We start from the raw sequence: 17,027 nt of genomic DNA on the forward strand, positions 1-17,027 counted from the left end.
GGGGGGCGACACAACGGGCAACCGCGCGTGGAGCCGTGCAACGGCTGTGGATGAAGTCGGCGTTGGGGATAGCCGACGTCGCGCGACCCTACTGTGTCGCCAGCGCGGCCGCGATGGCGCGGCGCATGTCGTCGTCGTTGACGATCAAATCGTCGTTGGAGGCCTGGGCCAGCAGGTGCGGCGGTGTGGTGGACAGCCGACGGGCGCGTTCGTGTTTGCAGTGGATCACGACCTTGCGCGCGAAGCGGCCGTTGCCCGCCGTGTCCAGCGCCGTGCCGTGGTCGATCGGGGTGTTACGCAGCCGCGTCGCCTCGGCCTCGAGCAATGGCCATGCGGTGTCGGCGATCGAGATCTTCTCCTTGCGGGCGATGTGCTGGCCGATCTGAACGATCTCCTCGGCGGTGTAGCTATCGAAGCTCAACGTCAAGTGGAAGCGTGATGCCAGGCCGGGATTGGCCTTCATGAACCGGCGCATCTCCTTGGGATATCCGGCGACGATCACCACCAGACGGTCCCGGTAATCCTCCATGTACTTCAACAGCGTGTTGATGGCGTCCTTGCCGAAGGAGTGGCCTTCGTGTTCCGGGGCGAGCCGGTAGGCCTCGTCGATGAAAAGCACTCCGCCCAAAGCAGATTCGCATACTTCCTTCATCCGCGCGGCGGTCTGCGAGATGTACCCGACGACCAGGTCCTCCTCGGTGACCTCGACGACGGTGGGCCGCTCGATCTTGCCGAGGCCGAACAGGAACTCGGCCGCAATCCGCGCGAACGACGTCTTCGCGGTCCCGGGCGGACCCTCCAGCACCATGTGATTTTCGTGCGTGGTCGACGTCTCCTCACCGCGGGCGGCCAGGATCTGGTCGATCTGAATCTCGGTGCGCCACACCGTGATCTGCTCCTTGGGGCCGCCCAGCCCGATGAGCTCGTCGAGCTTGGCCTGTGCGGCGGCCAGCGCGTTCTCCTTCTGGTCGGCCAGCGCGGCAGCCGCACGTTCCTCGCGGCTGGTCTCCGTGTCGGGATCCCAGGGATCGGTACGCGTGGCAATGGTTTCGGCATCAGTGACCACCAGCCGGTAGCCGGGATTCGCCAGCGCCTGCCGAGCCGCGTCCAAGAGCACACCGTTGGCGGTCGCCTGCTCGAAGCTGACTCGCGCGTCGTCTTCCTGCCCCAGCTCCCGCAAGCACCAGCCCTTGGTCAGGGCTGCGTCGGCGGCGATGTACTGATTGCCAGTGCATACTGCGGCGGCGCGGTCGAGCGCGGTCTGGAACTGACCGAGGCTGGCGGCGGCGGAGGCGGCCAGGGTGTCGACCGCGGCCGTCAGATCGGCGATGACGTGCGTGGCGTGCGCCGGCGGCGACTTGGCCGTCGCGACAAGGACATCCGGCCACCGCTTCGCGAGGTGATATGCGGCCGCGGTGACGAACTGACACCACTGGGCCGCCATCGCGTCACCGGTGACCACCGGATCCTGCAGCACCTCCATCGCGGTTGCGAAATCGCGCTCGGCGATCAGCGCGGTCGCATATGCCAGCGCGATCGTCGCGCGCGACCACACCGGCATCGTCACGTATAGCGGCGCGTCGATCCGAGCGTGCAGGTCCCCGTCGACGAGCCCGATTCGGCGCGTCTCGCGGTACAGCGACCGGGAATTCTCGTGCGCGCCCTGCAGCACCGCGATATCGCGGTCGCCGCATGCCAGTCGGCCCAACCAGGCATCCGACATCGCGGGCTGCGCCGCGGTGATCGACCGGAATGCGGTGAGCGCGGCAGCGGTATTGCCTGCCTTGTAACTTTCGATCGCGGCGTCGAACGCGCGGCGCTGATCGTTCGGCGATGTCATAGCGGTCCTCGCAGTGCCATCTCGTCGACGGGCTGGCCCAGGAACGGTTGTTCGGCCTTGAAGGTTGCGATGTGCACGTCGGCGCTGAACGCCGCGGTGGTGATCTGTACCATCGACGGCGACGTCTGGATGAACGAAATATCCGCGGCCGCATCGGTTTCCGAATCGTCCAAACTGATCACGGTTGACGCCAGCCCCGCGGGCGGCGGGCCGGCGGCGCGATCGCTGACGATGATCGACGGCACGAACTCGGGCGGATGGCTGCGGTCGACGACGGCGATCAGCGGCTGCTCGAGCGTGGCCCAGCGAGCGGGGTTGTCGGTGTAGATGGCGACCCGTTCGCCGACTGCGGCAGCGCGCACCAGCAACTGACGGGTGTATGCCGTCGACGTCCGCATGCTGATGCGGGTGGATTGGTCAGGATCCGTCAGCGCCATCAGCAGCAAGTCACCGCGCAACGTGGTGCCCACCAATACGCCCGACGACCCGATCGGAATGTCGAGGCCGTTTTTCTCCAAGGGCCGCGCGGGTAGCCGGTCGAACCCGCGCGCGGCGGGCACGCACCGCACCGCTGCCGGTGCTTGCTCACCCGGCAACGTATTGAGGTAGAGCGTGGGCGGATTCGCCGGCGGCTGTGGGTCGGACAGCCGCACCATCGCCGACACCCAGGCGCGCCCGTCGGTGCGGCTTCGCTTCTTGGTCAATGACACGGTTTGCACCACCGCGTCGGAATGCAGCGCCCACATCTGGTTCAACGCGTTGGTGGTGATGTCCTCGCCCGAGAAGTAGTACGAACTCGAGAACCCCGGATGCTCCCGGATCGTCTTCCAGGCCTCCGTGGGTGTGGCACGCCGCATGCCCGAAATCGCTTCGGCCTGAACATTTTCCGGCATCCGAGCGGGCGTGACCAAGCCAGCGCCGAGTTCGGTCAGCACAGCATCGAGGTCCTTGGCCGTCAGTGCGCTGGCGCGAACCTCGCGCTGCAGCAGCGCGTTGACGATCCGTTCGGTAGCCGCCGCCGCGGCCGCTCCGACCGACGCCCGATACCGCAGCCCATTGCTCGACCGTGCCATGTCCAATCGGACCACTAGCCACGTGGTGCGCTGCCCGGCAGCGGGGCGGTCCGCCAGAAGCGTGCTGTACAGCGCCGGGTAGCCGATGCCGCGCCGCACCCGCACCCCGCTGGCCACGATGTCGATGGCTGCCAACCGGATGCCGCCGGGCTGGTCGAGCAGCGCGGTGAGCGCATCCAGCGGCAGCAGGTTGGGGGTCAGCGCGGTCGCCGAGCCGGTGAGGATGGTCGGCGAATACGGCTGGCCGGAGACCGCGACCATGGTGATCGCCTCGCCGCCGTCGATCCGCACCCCATACAGCTGCGAGCCGTGCGGGATGTCCACCGCCGCGGGCACCGCCACTGGGCCGCGCCGCCGTCGTCGCCAAAATCGCAGCAGCGCAACCATCCAGCCCACCGCACTGTGCCGACGCACCGTCACCAGCAGAGCCGCGATGGCGATGACGGCGATCACCGCTGCGGGCCACCACGGTCCGCGGGTTGGTGGGAACAGCGCGAGTCCGGCCAATACGACGACCTCAGCGCCGATCACCGCGGAGATGGTGGGGGCCACCCCGATGGTCCGCTCTCTCACGACTTCCTCCTGCGCAGCGCGGCCGCCCCGGTCACCGCGGCCACGATTGCGACGACCACCGCGGCACCGATCAGCGCGGTGTGGCGCGGCCGCAGGTCCGGTGCCGGCGCGGGCGGCGGAACCCGCAGGAACGTGGTGAGCCGTTCAGGCGGCTTCGGGTCGCCTAGTGGGACGTCGAAGGTGAGCGCCGCGACGGGGTCGATCACGCCGTAGCCGACGGTGTTGTCGACGCCGCGGGGCGGGTTGTGCGCGGTCGCGGTGATGCGGCGAATGATCTGGTGCGCTGTGAGTTGCGGATACTTGGCGCGTACCAGTGCGGCCACCCCGCTGGTGTAGGCAGCCGCAAAACTGGTGCCCCAGAACGGATTCGCCTTACCCGGCTCACGGGCGGGCAGCGCGTTGACGGGTGCGCCGTCCACGCTCGAGAGCCCCATGATCTGCAGCCCTGGCGCCGCCACCCCCACCCACGGCCCGGCGATGCTCTTGGGCAGCGGCTGACCGTCGGGCGCCACCGCGCCGACAGCCAGCACGTAGTCGGAAAACCAGGCGGGCGTGACGATCGTCGTCACCTCGTGCCAGTCGCGCGGATCGTCGGGACGCAGCGGATCGAACACCGGGTTCTGCCCGCAGGAGTTCTCTTCTCCCACATTGCCGGCTGCCGCGACGATCACCACGTCCTTCTCGACCGCGGCATATCGCACCGCCGCACCGAGCGCGGCCTGGTCGATCGGCGCGGCCGCGTTGATGCATGCCGTCACCGAGATGTTCATGACGTCCACGCCCAAGTTCGCCAGGTGCACGATCGCGCGCGCCAATGTCGCGATGTCGCCGGCCTTTTCGCGCCGCTCGCCTTCGTCGCCGGCAGACGGCTTGGCGGGACCGAACGCCGCCGACGATTGGCGCACGGAGATCAGCGTCGCATCCGGAGCGACGCCGACGACACCGTCCGGACTGCCTGGCGGCGGAGGGGGCACCGGCTGGTCGCCGCCCTCGTCACCCGGCCCTGCAGCGGGGGCGTCGGGCGGTGGTGCCTCCTCGCCCGGTGGTGGTGGCGGTGGCGGAGGAGGCGGCGCAGTGACGGTCACCGTCGACGGTTTGGGTGGCGCCGGTGGGGGAGTGGTGGGAAACGGTGACGCCGGCGGCGGCGCTGGCGGTGGCGGCGGTGCCACGCCGGCCGGCATCGGCGGTGGTTTGGCCGCGGGATCCGACGGGTGGGCGGCGATGATCGACGCGACGATGGTGCCGTGCGAATCACAGTCCGTCAGACCGCCGTTCGCGAGCCCCATCACGTAGTCACCGCCCGCGGCCAGTGCGGGCAGTCGCGGGTTGGGTGTCACGCCGGTGTCGATGAGGCCGACGGTCACGCCGGCGCCGGTGGAGAACTTCCAGGCTTGCGGAATCGCGAGCATGACGTTGCCGGGCGCGGGCTGGGTGACATCGGGGACGGCGACCGTGAGTGGTGCCGCACAGGTGTTGTCCTGCTTCATCTCCTGGTCGGGGCCCGGGACACCGTCGGGAGGCAGCGCCCCGGGATCGATCATCGGCGGATCGATTGCCACTGCCGCTGCCGGCATCAGCATGTTGGCGGCCAGCAGCGCGACCGCGGTAGTGGCAGCTGCTGCTGCCCGAACCGATGCGCCGCACATCAGTGGTAGCGGATGTAGTGCAACAGGCCGACGGCCCACGCGGCGAACGGCACGATGAGCGCCAACAACACGTACTCGGTGTATTCGACGACCTTGCGCACCGGCGGTGAGAACACCCGCGGCGGCACCACGGTGGCAGCCAGCAGACCCGCGAGCGCAATGCCGATCGCCACGCCTCCGGCAACCAGTGCGGCGGTGGAATCGCTTGCGGCGGAATGAAATCCGTAGCGTGCGGCAGCACCGATCATTGCGGCGGTGGCGGCCAGCACCAGGATGATGGCATGCCGGCGGTCGCGAAAAGCCCTGGCGCGCAGGATGAGAATCATGCCGACCGTACCGACGACCACCAGCTGCGCCCACTGCTGGTCGGCGCCCGGTGTCACCGCGACGAGCGCCGACGGCACCGTGAGCGCGGCGATCCCCAGCAGCACGCCGGTGAGCACGGTGTTCGACCGCCGGGCGGCAGCCGCCACCTGTTCACCGGTCAGAGTGACGTCGGCGGGCGGGCCCGATTCGACAGGCGAGACGGTGTCTTCGGGCTGCCCGGCGGCGCGGGCGAAGATGTCTCGTCCGGTGATCGAGCCGAAGGTCTGGCGCGGCACCTTGGCCAGCCACAGTGCGACTGCCGGCGCCGCGGCCGTCGCGACGAGCACCGCGACCAGCATGCCGACCGCCAGCCGCGGTGCAGGGACGGCCCAATACATCCGGATGGCCGAGGCGGCGATCACTCCTGTTCCGCCGGTGATCACCGCGGCGACCGCGGCGAAGTAGCGCCCGGTGAGCCGCGCGAGGAGCCAGGTGGCGGCGACTGCGGTGACCGCGCCCAGGAACGCGTGTGGAGCGCCGGGGTTTCCGCCCGGTGGCACCGTGGCAGCGGCCAGCGTGGCCAATGCGATCGCCGCCCACGCCGCGCCGTCGTTGACCACTCGCAGTGCGCCGAGCCGGATGCCCAGCACCGCGACTCCCACCAGCACGAGCGCCGCCCCGGCCAGCAGCGCAGGGACCAGGACGGAGCTTTCGGATGCCCAGCGCAGCCGCCACAACAGCGTGCCCGCGACGGCGAGTGCGCCGCCCATGATCGCGACAGCCACCGCCATCGCGGTCTCGGCGCTGACCCGCACGAAATGCTCGGAGGCGTACTGTGCCAGCGCGGTGGAGACGTTCTCGACCACCGGGCCGAAGCGTTCGGCGGTGCCGGCGGGGGTGAGCACCAGGACGTCGCCGTCGACGATGTTGTGACCGGCCAGCGACACGTCCGACGCCAGCGCCGCCATCCCAGCGACCCGTGCGAATTCGTATGTGGCACTGGGCAACTCGGGGGCGCCGCGGCCGCGCAGCACCTTGTTGATGGCGGCGACGGTGGGATCGATGAGGGTGGACAGCGGAGCCGCCGACGGCAGCACGAGGTCGATCTGATGCGAGTCACCGGCCAGGATGGACACCCGGCACGACGGCGGAACAGCCGGCGGAGCAGCCGTCGGCGCCACGGCGGTCGCGGGCGACTGGTACGTCGTCACCGCGGTCCCCTCGAAGCGGTCATCGCCTCTCCCGCGGCGCGTCCGTCGTCGCCGGGAAATGTTCTGCGATCGCGGCGGCGATCTCGACCATCTTGCGGCGGGTCTTCGGCGACATCTCCGTCGACACGTCGATGACTCCGCCGGGCCGCAGATGGGAGTCGTACGGCACCTCGATCACCACTTGGCCCCGGCTGGCGAACTGCTGCACCAGGATGTTGCGCGTGCGCTTGTCGGCGTGGCCGTCGGAGTCGTTGAGCACCACCACGGTGCGGTGCAGCAGCCCGGTCAACCCGCGGTTGGCCAGCCACTCCATGGTCTGCCCGGCTGCGGCGGCGCCGTCCACCCACGGCGACGAGACCACGATCAGCGCGTCGAGGTCGCGCAGCACCTCCTGGGTGACGGGGCTGTCCATCGTCGAGCCGCAGTCGACGATCGAGATCGTGAAGTGCCGGTCCAGCCGCTGTGCGGCCTCTCGATAGACGGCCGGGTCGAGCACGCGGCGCCGCGCGGTGGACGCCTCGCCGGCGAGCACGAACAATCCGGCGGAGTTGTTGCCGACGCGGCTGCGGACGTCGGCGAACGTGTCGAGGTGGTCGTCGGCGGCGAGTTCCCAGTACGAGCCCGCGGCGTGCGGGTCGACGCGGCTGCCTAGCTTGCCGAATGCGGTGTCGGCGTCGATGGCGACCACCCGGTCGTCCTGGCGCAGCTCGGCCAGGATCGAGCCGACGCTGGCGGCGATCGTGGTCTTGCCGACGCCGCCCTTGCCCAGCACGCCGATCTTGTAGTGGCCACGCAGCACCGAGCGAATCTTGGCTTCCAGCTCGGCTTGGCGCAGCTCGTCCGGCGACCGGCCGAGGTTCACCAGCCCGAACGTCGCCTTGTACACCGCCCGGCGCCAGCCCCGACCGGGCGGCGGCTTACGGGTCGGCACGAGTTCGCTGGTGCGAATGCTGTCGACGTAGGACCAGTTGGTCGGCGGGGTCGGTGGTTCCTGCCAGCGGGGCGCGGGCTGCTGCTGCCAGCCAGGACCTGGCCGCTGACCCGGCGCCGCCGGCTCCCGTGCCGGCGGCCATCCCGACTGGCGTTCGGGCCGGCCCGGATTGAACATCCGGCCGGTTTCCGCGGAGGTAGGGCCACCGGCTGCGGCCGGTTGCTGCGGTTGCCGGCTCGGCGGGGGATAGCTTGCCGGTCCGGTGCGGTAGTGCGCGCCTTGCGCCGCAGCGCCGGGCTCCGGGGGCGTCGGCCACTGGTGCGGCGGCGGCGCGCCCTCATACGGACGAACACCCGGCTCCGGGGAGCGGGGCACGACCGGCTCCGGGCGGGTGCTCGGCTGCTCCGCGGTGTCGGGCGGGTCTTGCGCGGCGTGCGCGGGAGCGGGCTCGTCATCCGGCGGCGGCCCGAGATGCTCTTGGAGGAAGTCGTCGCGTTCGGTCACGGCTGGATCGGTCTCCTTGTTCACAATCGTTATCGGGGCTGGCCGAGCGGGGCTGCCTCCGCCGGCGCGGACACGGTGTCGTGCTGCGTCAGCGCGTCCGCTCGGGTAAGCGCCGGGCCAGCGGCGAATACGCGGATCAGCGGCCACGGCGCCTGCCGGGCCATGCCCGGGGTGATGCCCAGAGCTCGCAGCGACGCGTCGTCGAGCGAGATGCCGTACCGCACCCCCTGGTCGCTGATCCACCACAGCGACTCCCGGCTGGTGGCTTCCGGCGCAGCGCTGGTGGTCATCACCAGGTTGGTGGCGCCCGGCGCCATGTATACCTGATCGGCCTCGATGGACGCTGGGCCGCGGGCGTCTTTGACCAGCTGCAGCAGCCGCGAGTCGGCGCCCACCGGGATGGGCAAACCCTTGCCGGACAGCACAGTAGTGACCGCGGAACGGTCCGTCGAGCCCTTGGACCACGCAACACATGTCACCGGATTGGCCGCGGTGTCGACGAACGTCAGCCGGGTGGTGGGGTAGTAGCTCACCGGCAGTGAGTGGACGACGGGCACGTGGGTCAGCTTGTCCGGCGCCACCACCAGCGGCAGCGGGTTGCCGAACGAGTTGGCCGAGCGCAGCAGCGACGCGACGAACGGCGAGATGCGCTGCACTCCGTCGGTCAGCAGCACATAGAAGGTGTCTTCGCCGGTTTGCAGGTCGCGCACCGACAGCACTGACCCGACGACAGCGCCCGGTGCCAGGTTCCACCCGCCCGGTGCGCCGGCGTTGGGAACCGCGGGAGTCGTGATCGGCTCCGTGGCCGGCAGCGCGTCGAACAATGCGTTGGAAATCGAAACTGGCTGTGGCGCAGCGGAATCCGCACCGAGTGCGAGAGCAAGAGCCTTGTTGGCTAGGTCGACTTGGGAACGGTGGCCGCCCCAGATGACATAGGTCATGTCGTTGTGCGTGACGAGTACCGCCTTGGGGGCGGTCAGCTGCTGCGCCCGCTGTCCGACGGTCAGCGGGCCGCCGATCGCGGTCACGGTGGGCGGCGCAGAGGCCTTACCGGAGGACGCGGTGTCACAGATCGCCCACTGCGAGGCGTCGGAAGTGCGCAACGGCATCGCCATCGGCGCTCCGGCAATGCCTACCGTCGGACCCTGCGGGTAATTGGAGAGCTCGGTGGCTTTGACGAAGGTCGGATTGGCGGCCTGCCCGGCGATCAACCGCGCGCTGGCCAGATTCAGCGCCGGATGAAGCCGCCCGTCGACAAGCACGAACACCGCTCCGGTGTCGCGGTCGGCCAGGATCGTCGACTTACCCACCTGCCCCGCCGGCTTGAACCACGACAGCAGAAACATCAGCGCCACCCCGAGCAGCGCGAAGACGAAGCCCAGCAGCAGTGACGCGCGCTGGCGCTGCACTGGATCGAACTCCATGCGCACGCCGTGGTGCGACAGCGCGGCAGCGTTGCGGCGCTGCCAGAAGAAGTGCGCCGACACCTGCAGGCCGCTCGCCAGGTTCAACGCCATGTGTCAGTACCTTATCGTCGCTTGCGTCGTGGAAAACCGGAGGTCAAACCGGGTATGCGGCGGGCCGGGGCACTGAAAGCAGCCGAGTCAGGTCCTGCCGTAGCGACCCCGGTGTGGCCGGCCAGATGCTGGTCCAGCTCGACCCGTCCGGCGCGCTGGTGGTGCTCAGGCTGAACCGCCCGCTGGCGGTGTCGTAGACGCCGAGCACATCCGGGTGGATTGTGCGCGCAACGCCATGGTCGATGACCGAGACCACCGCCATCGCGGATTCGTCCAACCGCAAACCAGCCACCAGTGCGGCCACCTGATCGGGTGCCAGACCCAGTCGCGCCAGCGCGTTGGCGACCGCCCAGCGGTCACCTCCGCGGGCCGCTTCCATCGCCGCTTTGAGCGCAGTGGTGGGCAGGTTGACCCCGTCGATTGCGGCCGGCGGGGCGTCGCCGAACGCATGCAGCACCGTGTCGGAGATCAACCCGAGCTGCTCGTCGGGTGACGCGGTCTCGCCGACCGGGGCGAGCACGACCTCGTCGCCGCTGCGGGCGATCATCGCCAGCCAGCGTCCGCGCCGGCACACCGACAGTGTCCGTTCCTGGATCGCTCCGTCGGAGTTCTCGGCTGGGCGGCGGATGGCGACGACGACTTCGCGTTCGGGCCGGCCGACCACCGCCAGCCAGTCGCGCACCGCGTCGTCGACACGGCCGTCGGCGCCGATGACGCCGGCTGCCACCAGGCTCGCGTACTCGGCGGTCTGCGTCAGCGGGCGCTCGCCGGCCACGGTCGCGACCGTCGGCCCGGAGTCGACCGACGGAATGTACGGACGCAACCGCAGCGTCACCGGCATGGTCTCGACGCCGAGCAGCGCCTGCAGCACCCAGATGCCGGCGGTGGTGGTGGTCAGATCAGCCATCGGTTCTCTCACATCAGACAGGGGAGGCCCTGCGGTGTCTCCGCGGCAGAGCCTCCCCTGGTCTAGGTTTGCTGAGGGTCAGAATCCGAACGACTGCGCCGCCGAGACGTCGGTCGCGACCATGTCCTCATGGGCGTTGCCGACGACCTGCGAGTGCCGCATGATGACCTCTTTGCCGGCGTCGATGCCGGAGTTGATCATCATCTGGGCCTGCTCGAAGGCGCCGCCACCGCGGGAGTCGAACACCGAGCGCACATGCGCCAGCACATTCTGTGCCTGGCTGCGGACGTCCTCGAGTTGAGCGCTGGCCGTGGAGATGGACTGCACATAGTCCGGCAGCATCGCCGGGTTGTAGACGAACATTCCGTCCATGGATGAAACCCCTTCTGGTTAAAGCGAATTCGCGACGCCGGCGATGGTGGACTGAGAGCTCTGTTCCTGATGCTCGTAGTTGTCGGCAGCTTGCCGCAGCGTGTTGATCAGCTCGCCCCATTGCGTGGTGAGCTTCATCTGAGCGTTGTGAATTTCTTCGGTGGTGGTGATGTTCGTGCTTGCCGCCATGCCGTACCAGCCTTGCGATGAATGCACGTCATGGGCGGCGTTGAGGTAGTTCTGCAGGGTGGCGTTGGCCTGGTCGCGCAGCTGCTCGAGCTGCTGGGCAGCGCTGCGCATCTGATCGGGAGTGACGAGTAACTGCGAATCCGCCATCTATGTCTTCTTTCGGTTTGTTTGCTGTCCGTCTGAGTCTAAGCCGCACGAAGCGGTGGTTCGTGCACCAATTTCTTCGGTTATTCCCCCCTCCCCGCAGCGGGCGCGGTCATCAGCTGCACCGTGCGCACCGGTTTGGCGTTGTCTTGGCTGCGGTCATCGCGCATCATGCCCGGCGCACCGTAGAGGCCGCCGGTTCCGCCGGCCATCGCCGGCTGCGCCGAGGAGGCAACCTCCGGGACGGCGGGTGTGGCCGCGGACCATCCGGTCGGCAGCTTCGGCGGCCCCGGAGCGTTGAAGCTGCTGGTGGGCCGCGTGAAGCTGGACATCACCGCGCTACTGCCCGACAGTCCGCTGCTGCCGGTGCGCGCGGCGGCGTCGGTGCCGGCTGCCACGGGAGCCACATCCGCGCCGGCCTTCTCCAGGGCGGCCATGTCTGCGGCGGAGCTAGCGTTCATGCCGCTGGTCAGAGGACCCAGCATGCCCATCGCCATCTGCGGGAACTGGCTGAGCATCTGGGGAAACTGGCCAAGCATCTGCGGCGCCTGGCTCGCCATCTGCGGCAGCTGGCTGAGCTGGCCGAGCATCTGCGGGGCGCTGGACAGCATCGATTGCGCCGCCTCGGCGGGCGCGGCGCCGGCTTGGGTGCCGCTCGCTGCCTCGTTGACGCCTTGCAGGCTGCTGTGCATGCTCGCGTTCACCGCGCCGTTGGCGGCGGCCTCCCCGACGGCGGCGGCCTGGGCGGCGGGTCCGGCCGGGTTTGCGGTCAACGGTGCAGGCGGCGGCGGAGTGGCCAGCGGCGCGAGGATTCCCGTGACGACGCCCTCGTAGGAGCCGGCGAGGCTGGCGTTCTGCACCCAGTACTCCTGATACTGACCCTCGAGGGCGACGGCCTCGGGCCAGCCGAAAATGCCGGCCGCCACGGCGGCGGCGAACTGCGCTCGGTTGGTCTCACAGGCCGGCACTGGGATCAGCGACGCGCGCGTGGTGTGGTACGCGTCCAGGATCGCCGCCGCGGCGGTGCCCGCCTGCTCGATCCAGGCGGTCAGCGCCTCCAGCGCAGCGACGTAGGGCATGGCGGTGGCCACCATCGCGGTGCCGCCCAGGCCTTCCCATCCGCTGGCTGCGGTACCTGCCGCAGTCGCGCCCATGGTGGCGCCTTCGGTGGTGAGCGTTGCCACCAGTTCCTGGTACGCCGCGATGGCTGCTGTCAGGCTGGCGCCGCCGTCCCCGCTGGTCACTTGCGCGGCGATGACCTCAGGCGGCATCGCGCCCCATTCAACCCCAGGCATCTAGCCGGTTAGCCGCCCAACGCAGCGGTGGCTGCGTTGATGCCCTCCACCGTCGAGTAGGTGGCGCCACTGCTGCCGATCGCCCCCGCAAACAGGCCACGCATCGCGATGTAGTCCGCGAGAATTGCCGTGGTCTCCGCGCCGCGGGCGTTGAGCACTGCGGCGGCCCGCACCGACACCGAGTCAGAACCCGGGGGCAGCACGGCCGAGATGGCGGGCGCGGCGGCGGTGCTGGCTGACGCCATGGTGGCGGTTCCGGCGGTTTCCGTCGACGCGGCGGCGCCCAACAGCGCTGGATCGACAAGCATGGATGTGTTTCCTCCCGACCGTCGTAACGTGACGAAATGATCCTAACCGGCCGTGAGACGTGCCACAGCGCCAATATCGGCCCTGTGGAATTCTTCCGCTCCGGTTTGCTGGGTCAAGACATCGGTCCCGTGGGCAGTGCCGGCGGGTTGGTCCACGCGATCAGTGCGCCGGTGGTGGCTGATCGGGTGAAGTAGATCGCCTTGCCGGGACGCTGCGGCTCGGCGACCAGGTCGCCGACGATCTTGCCGGCGTCGCGGCGGCCGTCGAGGATCAGGGTGGGGGTTAGCGAAGCGCGCATCTTGCCCAGAAGCGAACTTCCGATCGCCACCTGGTTCCAGTTGGCCACCGCCGTGCCGGCCAGGATGTGCAGCCCGGTGTCGCGGGCTTGCTCGACGTGCATGGCCAGCGCAGCCAGCGGATTGTCCATCACCGGCCACAGCCCGGCGTCATCGATCACAACAAAGATCTCCGGACCGGACCAGAATTTCTTCGTCATCATTTCTTCTTGAGTGGTGCCCGGCGGCGGCTGGCGGCTGTCCAACTCGGTGACCACTTTGCGGACCGCCTCGCGGATCGCGGTCTGCGTGTAGGCGTACTCGCCCAGGTGAGCGCCCTGCACGACCCCGAGGAGTGTGCGTCGCGGATCGAGAATCACCAGCCGGGCCTCGTCGGGGGTGTACTGCGAGGTGATGGCGCGGCACACGGTACGCAGGAAATTGGTGCGTCCCGACCGCGGTGCCCCGACCGCAACGGCGTGCGGGTGGTCGTCGAGGTCGAGGTATGCCGGACCGAGGTCGGTCTCTGACAGCCCGAACGCCAGCAGGCCGCGACGGGCGGGGCGGCCCGCCCGTCGTGCGACCTCTTCGTAGGGCACCGACTCCGGCAGCCGGCTCACGGTCGCGGCCTTGCGCACGCCGGAATGCGCGGCGACGACGGCGCCGACGGAGCGTGCGTCGACGCGGCCTTGCGGTTGCTCGGCCAGCTCCGGCACACCGATCAGCAGATGCATCCCGGCTTTGGTCAGGCCGCGGCCGGGGATGTTCTTGGGCACCTTGCGTGCCAGCACCCGGTCCATCTCGGAGTCGCCGGGATCGGTGAGCCGCAGTTCGATGCGCGCGGTGGCCAGCGGCTTGAGTGCCTGCTTGAAGCCCTGAAGGTAGCTGGTGTGCGACACCACGATGTGCACGCCGTAGCTGAGCGCACGGCCCAGGGCCACGATGTGGTCGACATATTGGGGGTATTCGGTGGCGAAGGTCGCCCAGCCGTCGATCACGAGCACGACGTCCCCACCGGCTACCGGAACCGGCTGCGGTTGGAGCCCGAACTTGCGCCGCCGCACCTCTTCCATGTCCAAGCCGGTCTTGGCGAAGATGGCTTCGCGCTCGGCGACGATGCCCTGCACGGTCGCCAGGATGCGGCCGACGCCTTCGCGGTCCAGCGCCGGGGCCAAGCCCGCCACGTGCGGCAGGCCGGCGACCGCGGCCAGGCTCGGGCCGCCGGCCGCGACGCAGTAGAACTGCACCCGCTCCGGGCGGTACATCAGCGCGGCCGTCGTCATCATCGTCATCAGCGTGGTGGTGACGCCCGACTGCGGCGCACCGATCACCAGCCCGTTGGCGGTCAGCAGATCCAGGGTGTGCACGTCCTGGCGGTGCTGGCGCGGGCGGTCCTCGATGCCCACCGGGAAGGCGAGGCCGGCGTTGTCGCCGTAGTCGACGTCCCACGGCTTGCCTCGGTACAGCCGTACCAGTTCGTCGGCGGCGGCGGGCTTGTTCAAGGGCGGCAGCCACAGTTGTCGCGGCGGCCGTGCACCGGTGGCACGCAGTGACTCGACGATGGTGTCGACGAGCGTGGGCGGCAGCTCACCCGGGGCGGCGGGGAGCGGGGCCGGCTGGGGCTGTTCGACCTCCTGTCCGTTGAGCGCCGGGGTGGCCAGCAGGCCGTCCTCGTCCTCGGCGACCGTGGCGGTGAACGGCCGCGGCGAGAACCATGTGCCGGCGGCGGCCTGCGGCGCGGGGCCCGTCTCAGGAGGCGGCACGAACGGCGGCGAGCTGTAGAACGCGCGGAACTCACGCGGCGGGCGCTGCCCCTCACGCAGGTAACCCGTTCCCTCCCTGCCCTTTTCGGGAAGATGGGCCGCGATCGCCGAGCCGATGGCCTCTCGCGAGTCTTCCTCGGTGCCGGTCCGCAGCGCCATGAAGAAACCGATCAGGCTGCGAATCTTCTGCAGCCGGTGTACGTCGACGGTCTGGCCGGCCAGTTGCAGGAACACGTGCAGCGACCGGCCCTGACGCACGATCCGCCAACAGAGGTCGATGAACTTGCTGCCCAGTTCGCTGCCGAAGAGCTCCTGGTATTCGTCGATGATCACCACGAGCGCCGGCACCGGCTCCAGCGAGGGGTCGATGAGTCGCTTCTCGTTGTAGACGTTGAGGTCTTTGCAGTTGGTGGCCGCGCACAACGCGCCGCGGCGGTCCAGCTCGCCCTCGAGTGCCTCGAGCATGCGCTCGACCAGGTGCATCTCGTCGCCGAGGTTGCTGACGCTTGCCACGACATGCGGAAACCGTTCGAGCACGATGCCCGCCGACTTCATCTTCCAGTCCAGAAACGCGACGTTGACCGTCTCGGGGGAATGAGTCAGCGCAAGCGACGTGACCTCGGTGATGATCGTCTCCGACTTGCCCGAGCCGGAGAACCCGATCAGCACCGAATGCATGCCCATGCCGTATTGCGAGGTCTCCTTGAGATCCAGCTCGACCACCTCGCCGGAGGGGTCCAAGCCGATCGGGAACCGCATCCACAGCCGGTTCTGCGTGCGTCGCGCCGACCACAGCCGGTCCACGTCGAGCTTGCGGGCATCGCGAATTCCCAGCACTTCCAACAAGTCTCGCGCAGGGCCGTCGGACGTGACGACGGACGCCGAGCCCACCGGGCGCCACGCCGACAGCGCGCGGGCGAACCGCTCCGCCTCGGCGATCGTCATCGTGTCGGCGACCGCGTAGAACGCGTCTTCGAGTTCATGAGGTGCGCTCACCGCAGCATCGCCCCTGCCCGCTTGCGCAGCACGCCGTCCGACAGCCGGTAGGTGCTGTCCGGGTCGAAGCCGACGCCCGTCGTCGGCTCCGGAGCCAGCCGCACGAAGCAGACCCGGCCCACGCCGCGCTTGCCGGTGATGGCCGCCCAGTCGTCGGCCGCGCCGCAGTGGTCGTCGACGATCACCCACAGCGGCGGCGCCGACGGATCCGGTCCGCCGTGCAGGCCGGACGGCGGCGGCGTCCATTCCTTGCGGTCGAGCAGCTCGTCGCCGGCGAAGCCCTCGAGTTCGGCAGGCGAAAAGAACAGCAGCCGTCGCTCGCCGCAGCCGTCCCGCGTGGCAGTGTGCTGGCAGTGCGGCAGCCATTTGATCCAGTCCCATCGCGACGGCGCCGACGAGACGACCATGATCTGCAGGTCGGTGGGGCTGTGGAACGCGGCGAGCTGGCAGATCATGGACCGAGCGACGCTGCGCACCGCTTCCATGTCGCCGACCAGTGAGACCCCGGGCTGGCGTTCCAGCCAGACGACGCGGGCCATGTTGCGCACGTGGCGCTGCTCGATCAAGAACTTGCGCAGGGCGTGCCCCGTCGCCGGCTCGATCTTGGATGCGGCCGGGATCTGCGGGGTGTCGATGGTCATTGCCAGCGCCACGTTGCCGGTGCCGAGGCGGACCACGCCGAACTCCGGGTCGCCGGGGCGGCGTTCCCACATCCGCGGCGAGCCGGCCACGCTGACCAGCTGCGACGGCGGCCAATGGCTGTGCGCCCGGTGCGCCCACTGCTTGCGGGCCGCCTCGGTGACCTCGTCGCGGACCTCGTCGAGCCGGGCGAAGTATTCGCGGCGGTACTGCTCGAGCTGGCTCCAGGGCATGCGCTGGGCGGCGCCGCGGCCGCGGAACAGCATGCCGCCCATGCTCATCAGCATGATCAGCGGGAAGATCGCGAACCCGTTGGCCAGCGAGCGCTGACCGGAGACGTACATCGCGACGATGAAGCCCACCACGCCGACGACCAGGCCGATCGGCAACACGATGCCCCAGATGCTGCGCGGCGGCGGCACGGGCGCGGCGATCGGCGCGTCGACGGCGATCTTGCCGCCGCCGGTCTCCGGTGCCGGCTCGCGGGGCGGAGGCACGAAGGGGCGCGTCGTCACCCGGGCCACCCTAATGAGGACA

General features: G+C 69.5%; 13 protein-coding genes. All 13 read right to left on the reverse strand.

The features are described 5' to 3' along the window. Window positions 1-88: 88 nt before the first annotated feature. The 13 genes from eccA to AC5Y4C_RS16145 all read right to left on the reverse strand — a co-directional run bounded on the left by eccA (window position 89) and on the right by AC5Y4C_RS16145 (window position 17,005). Window positions 89-1,840 carry a type VII secretion AAA-ATPase EccA gene (eccA, locus tag AC5Y4C_RS16085; protein ID WP_499952046.1) on the reverse strand — a complete coding sequence of 584 codons (1,752 nt, stop codon included), beginning with the start codon at window positions 1,838-1,840 and terminating at the stop codon, window positions 89-91. Further along, window positions 1,837-3,486 carry a type VII secretion protein EccE gene (gene eccE / locus AC5Y4C_RS16090; protein ID WP_499963526.1) on the reverse strand — a complete coding sequence of 550 codons (1,650 nt, stop codon included), beginning with the start codon at window positions 3,484-3,486 and terminating at the stop codon, window positions 1,837-1,839. The genes eccA and eccE overlap by 4 nt, the downstream gene beginning before the upstream one ends. Next, window positions 3,483-5,132: a S8 family serine peptidase gene (locus AC5Y4C_RS16095; RefSeq protein WP_499963528.1), complete on the reverse strand. Its 1,650-nt coding sequence runs from the start codon at window positions 5,130-5,132 to the stop codon at window positions 3,483-3,485. The genes eccE and AC5Y4C_RS16095 overlap by 4 nt, the downstream gene beginning before the upstream one ends. Beyond that, entirely contained in the window at window positions 5,132-6,649 is a 1,518-nt protein-coding gene (gene eccD / locus AC5Y4C_RS16100; protein WP_499947954.1) for a type VII secretion integral membrane protein EccD, read from the reverse strand. The genes AC5Y4C_RS16095 and eccD overlap by 1 nt, the downstream gene beginning before the upstream one ends. A gap of 19 nt (window positions 6,650-6,668) precedes the next feature. Further along, window positions 6,669-8,084: a MinD/ParA family ATP-binding protein gene (locus AC5Y4C_RS16105; RefSeq protein WP_499952039.1), complete on the reverse strand. Its 1,416-nt coding sequence runs from the start codon at window positions 8,082-8,084 to the stop codon at window positions 6,669-6,671. A 29-nt stretch (window positions 8,085-8,113) separates the two neighbouring features. Continuing rightward, complete coding sequence (gene eccB, locus AC5Y4C_RS16110) at window positions 8,114-9,601, reverse strand: type VII secretion protein EccB (protein WP_499952037.1); 1,488 nt, start codon at window positions 9,599-9,601, stop codon at window positions 8,114-8,116. Window positions 9,602-9,644: 43 nt separating this feature from the next. After that, the gene (locus tag AC5Y4C_RS16115) at window positions 9,645-10,508 is read right to left on the reverse strand and encodes an ESX secretion-associated protein EspG (protein ID WP_499952036.1); all 864 of its coding nucleotides are present in this window, start codon (window positions 10,506-10,508) and stop codon (window positions 9,645-9,647) included. A gap of 78 nt (window positions 10,509-10,586) precedes the next feature. Then, window positions 10,587-10,880 carry a WXG100 family type VII secretion target gene (locus tag AC5Y4C_RS16120; protein ID WP_499912499.1) on the reverse strand — a complete coding sequence of 98 codons (294 nt, stop codon included), beginning with the start codon at window positions 10,878-10,880 and terminating at the stop codon, window positions 10,587-10,589. 18 nt (window positions 10,881-10,898) lie between these two features. After that, window positions 10,899-11,216 (reverse strand): type VII secretion target, encoded by a 318-nt coding sequence (locus AC5Y4C_RS16125; RefSeq protein ID WP_499912497.1) that lies wholly within the window; start codon window positions 11,214-11,216, stop codon window positions 10,899-10,901. A gap of 80 nt (window positions 11,217-11,296) precedes the next feature. Next, the gene (locus AC5Y4C_RS16130; protein WP_499951014.1) at window positions 11,297-12,484 is read right to left on the reverse strand and encodes a PPE domain-containing protein; all 1,188 of its coding nucleotides are present in this window, start codon (window positions 12,482-12,484) and stop codon (window positions 11,297-11,299) included. Between the two features lie 32 nt (window positions 12,485-12,516). Beyond that, window positions 12,517-12,816 carry a PE domain-containing protein gene (locus AC5Y4C_RS16135; RefSeq protein WP_499952033.1) on the reverse strand — a complete coding sequence of 100 codons (300 nt, stop codon included), beginning with the start codon at window positions 12,814-12,816 and terminating at the stop codon, window positions 12,517-12,519. A gap of 113 nt (window positions 12,817-12,929) precedes the next feature. Continuing rightward, window positions 12,930-15,851, reverse strand: a complete 2,922-nt coding sequence (gene eccCb / locus AC5Y4C_RS16140; protein ID WP_499952030.1) for a type VII secretion protein EccCb — start codon at window positions 15,849-15,851, stop codon at window positions 12,930-12,932. Further along, window positions 15,848-17,005, reverse strand: a complete 1,158-nt coding sequence (locus AC5Y4C_RS16145) for a hypothetical protein (RefSeq protein ID WP_499952027.1) — start codon at window positions 17,003-17,005, stop codon at window positions 15,848-15,850. Before AC5Y4C_RS16145 ends, eccCb begins: the two co-directional genes overlap by 4 nt. Window positions 17,006-17,027 lie beyond the last annotated feature (22 nt).

The sequence above is a fragment of the Mycobacterium sp. NGS35 genome, assembly GCF_059812855.1.

What these genes read in the sequence shown, in the direction of transcription:
- eccA (WP_499952046.1), bottom strand. Translation starts at nt 1,840, where the DNA reads ATGACATCGCCGAACGATCAGCGCCGCGCGTTCGACGCCGCGATCGAA.
- AC5Y4C_RS16095 (WP_499963528.1), bottom strand. Translation starts at nt 5,132, where the DNA reads ATGTGCGGCGCATCGGTTCGGGCAGCAGCAGCTGCCACTACCGCGGTC.
- eccB (WP_499952037.1), bottom strand. Translation starts at nt 9,601, where the DNA reads ATGGCGTTGAACCTGGCGAGCGGCCTGCAGGTGTCGGCGCACTTCTTC.
- AC5Y4C_RS16115 (WP_499952036.1), bottom strand. Translation starts at nt 10,508, where the DNA reads ATGGCTGATCTGACCACCACCACCGCCGGCATCTGGGTGCTGCAGGCG.
- AC5Y4C_RS16120 (WP_499912499.1), bottom strand. Translation starts at nt 10,880, where the DNA reads ATGGACGGAATGTTCGTCTACAACCCGGCGATGCTGCCGGACTATGTG.
- AC5Y4C_RS16125 (WP_499912497.1), bottom strand. Translation starts at nt 11,216, where the DNA reads ATGGCGGATTCGCAGTTACTCGTCACTCCCGATCAGATGCGCAGCGCT.
- AC5Y4C_RS16130 (WP_499951014.1), bottom strand. Translation starts at nt 12,484, where the DNA reads ATGCCGCCTGAGGTCATCGCCGCGCAAGTGACCAGCGGGGACGGCGGC.
- AC5Y4C_RS16135 (WP_499952033.1), bottom strand. Translation starts at nt 12,816, where the DNA reads ATGCTTGTCGATCCAGCGCTGTTGGGCGCCGCCGCGTCGACGGAAACC.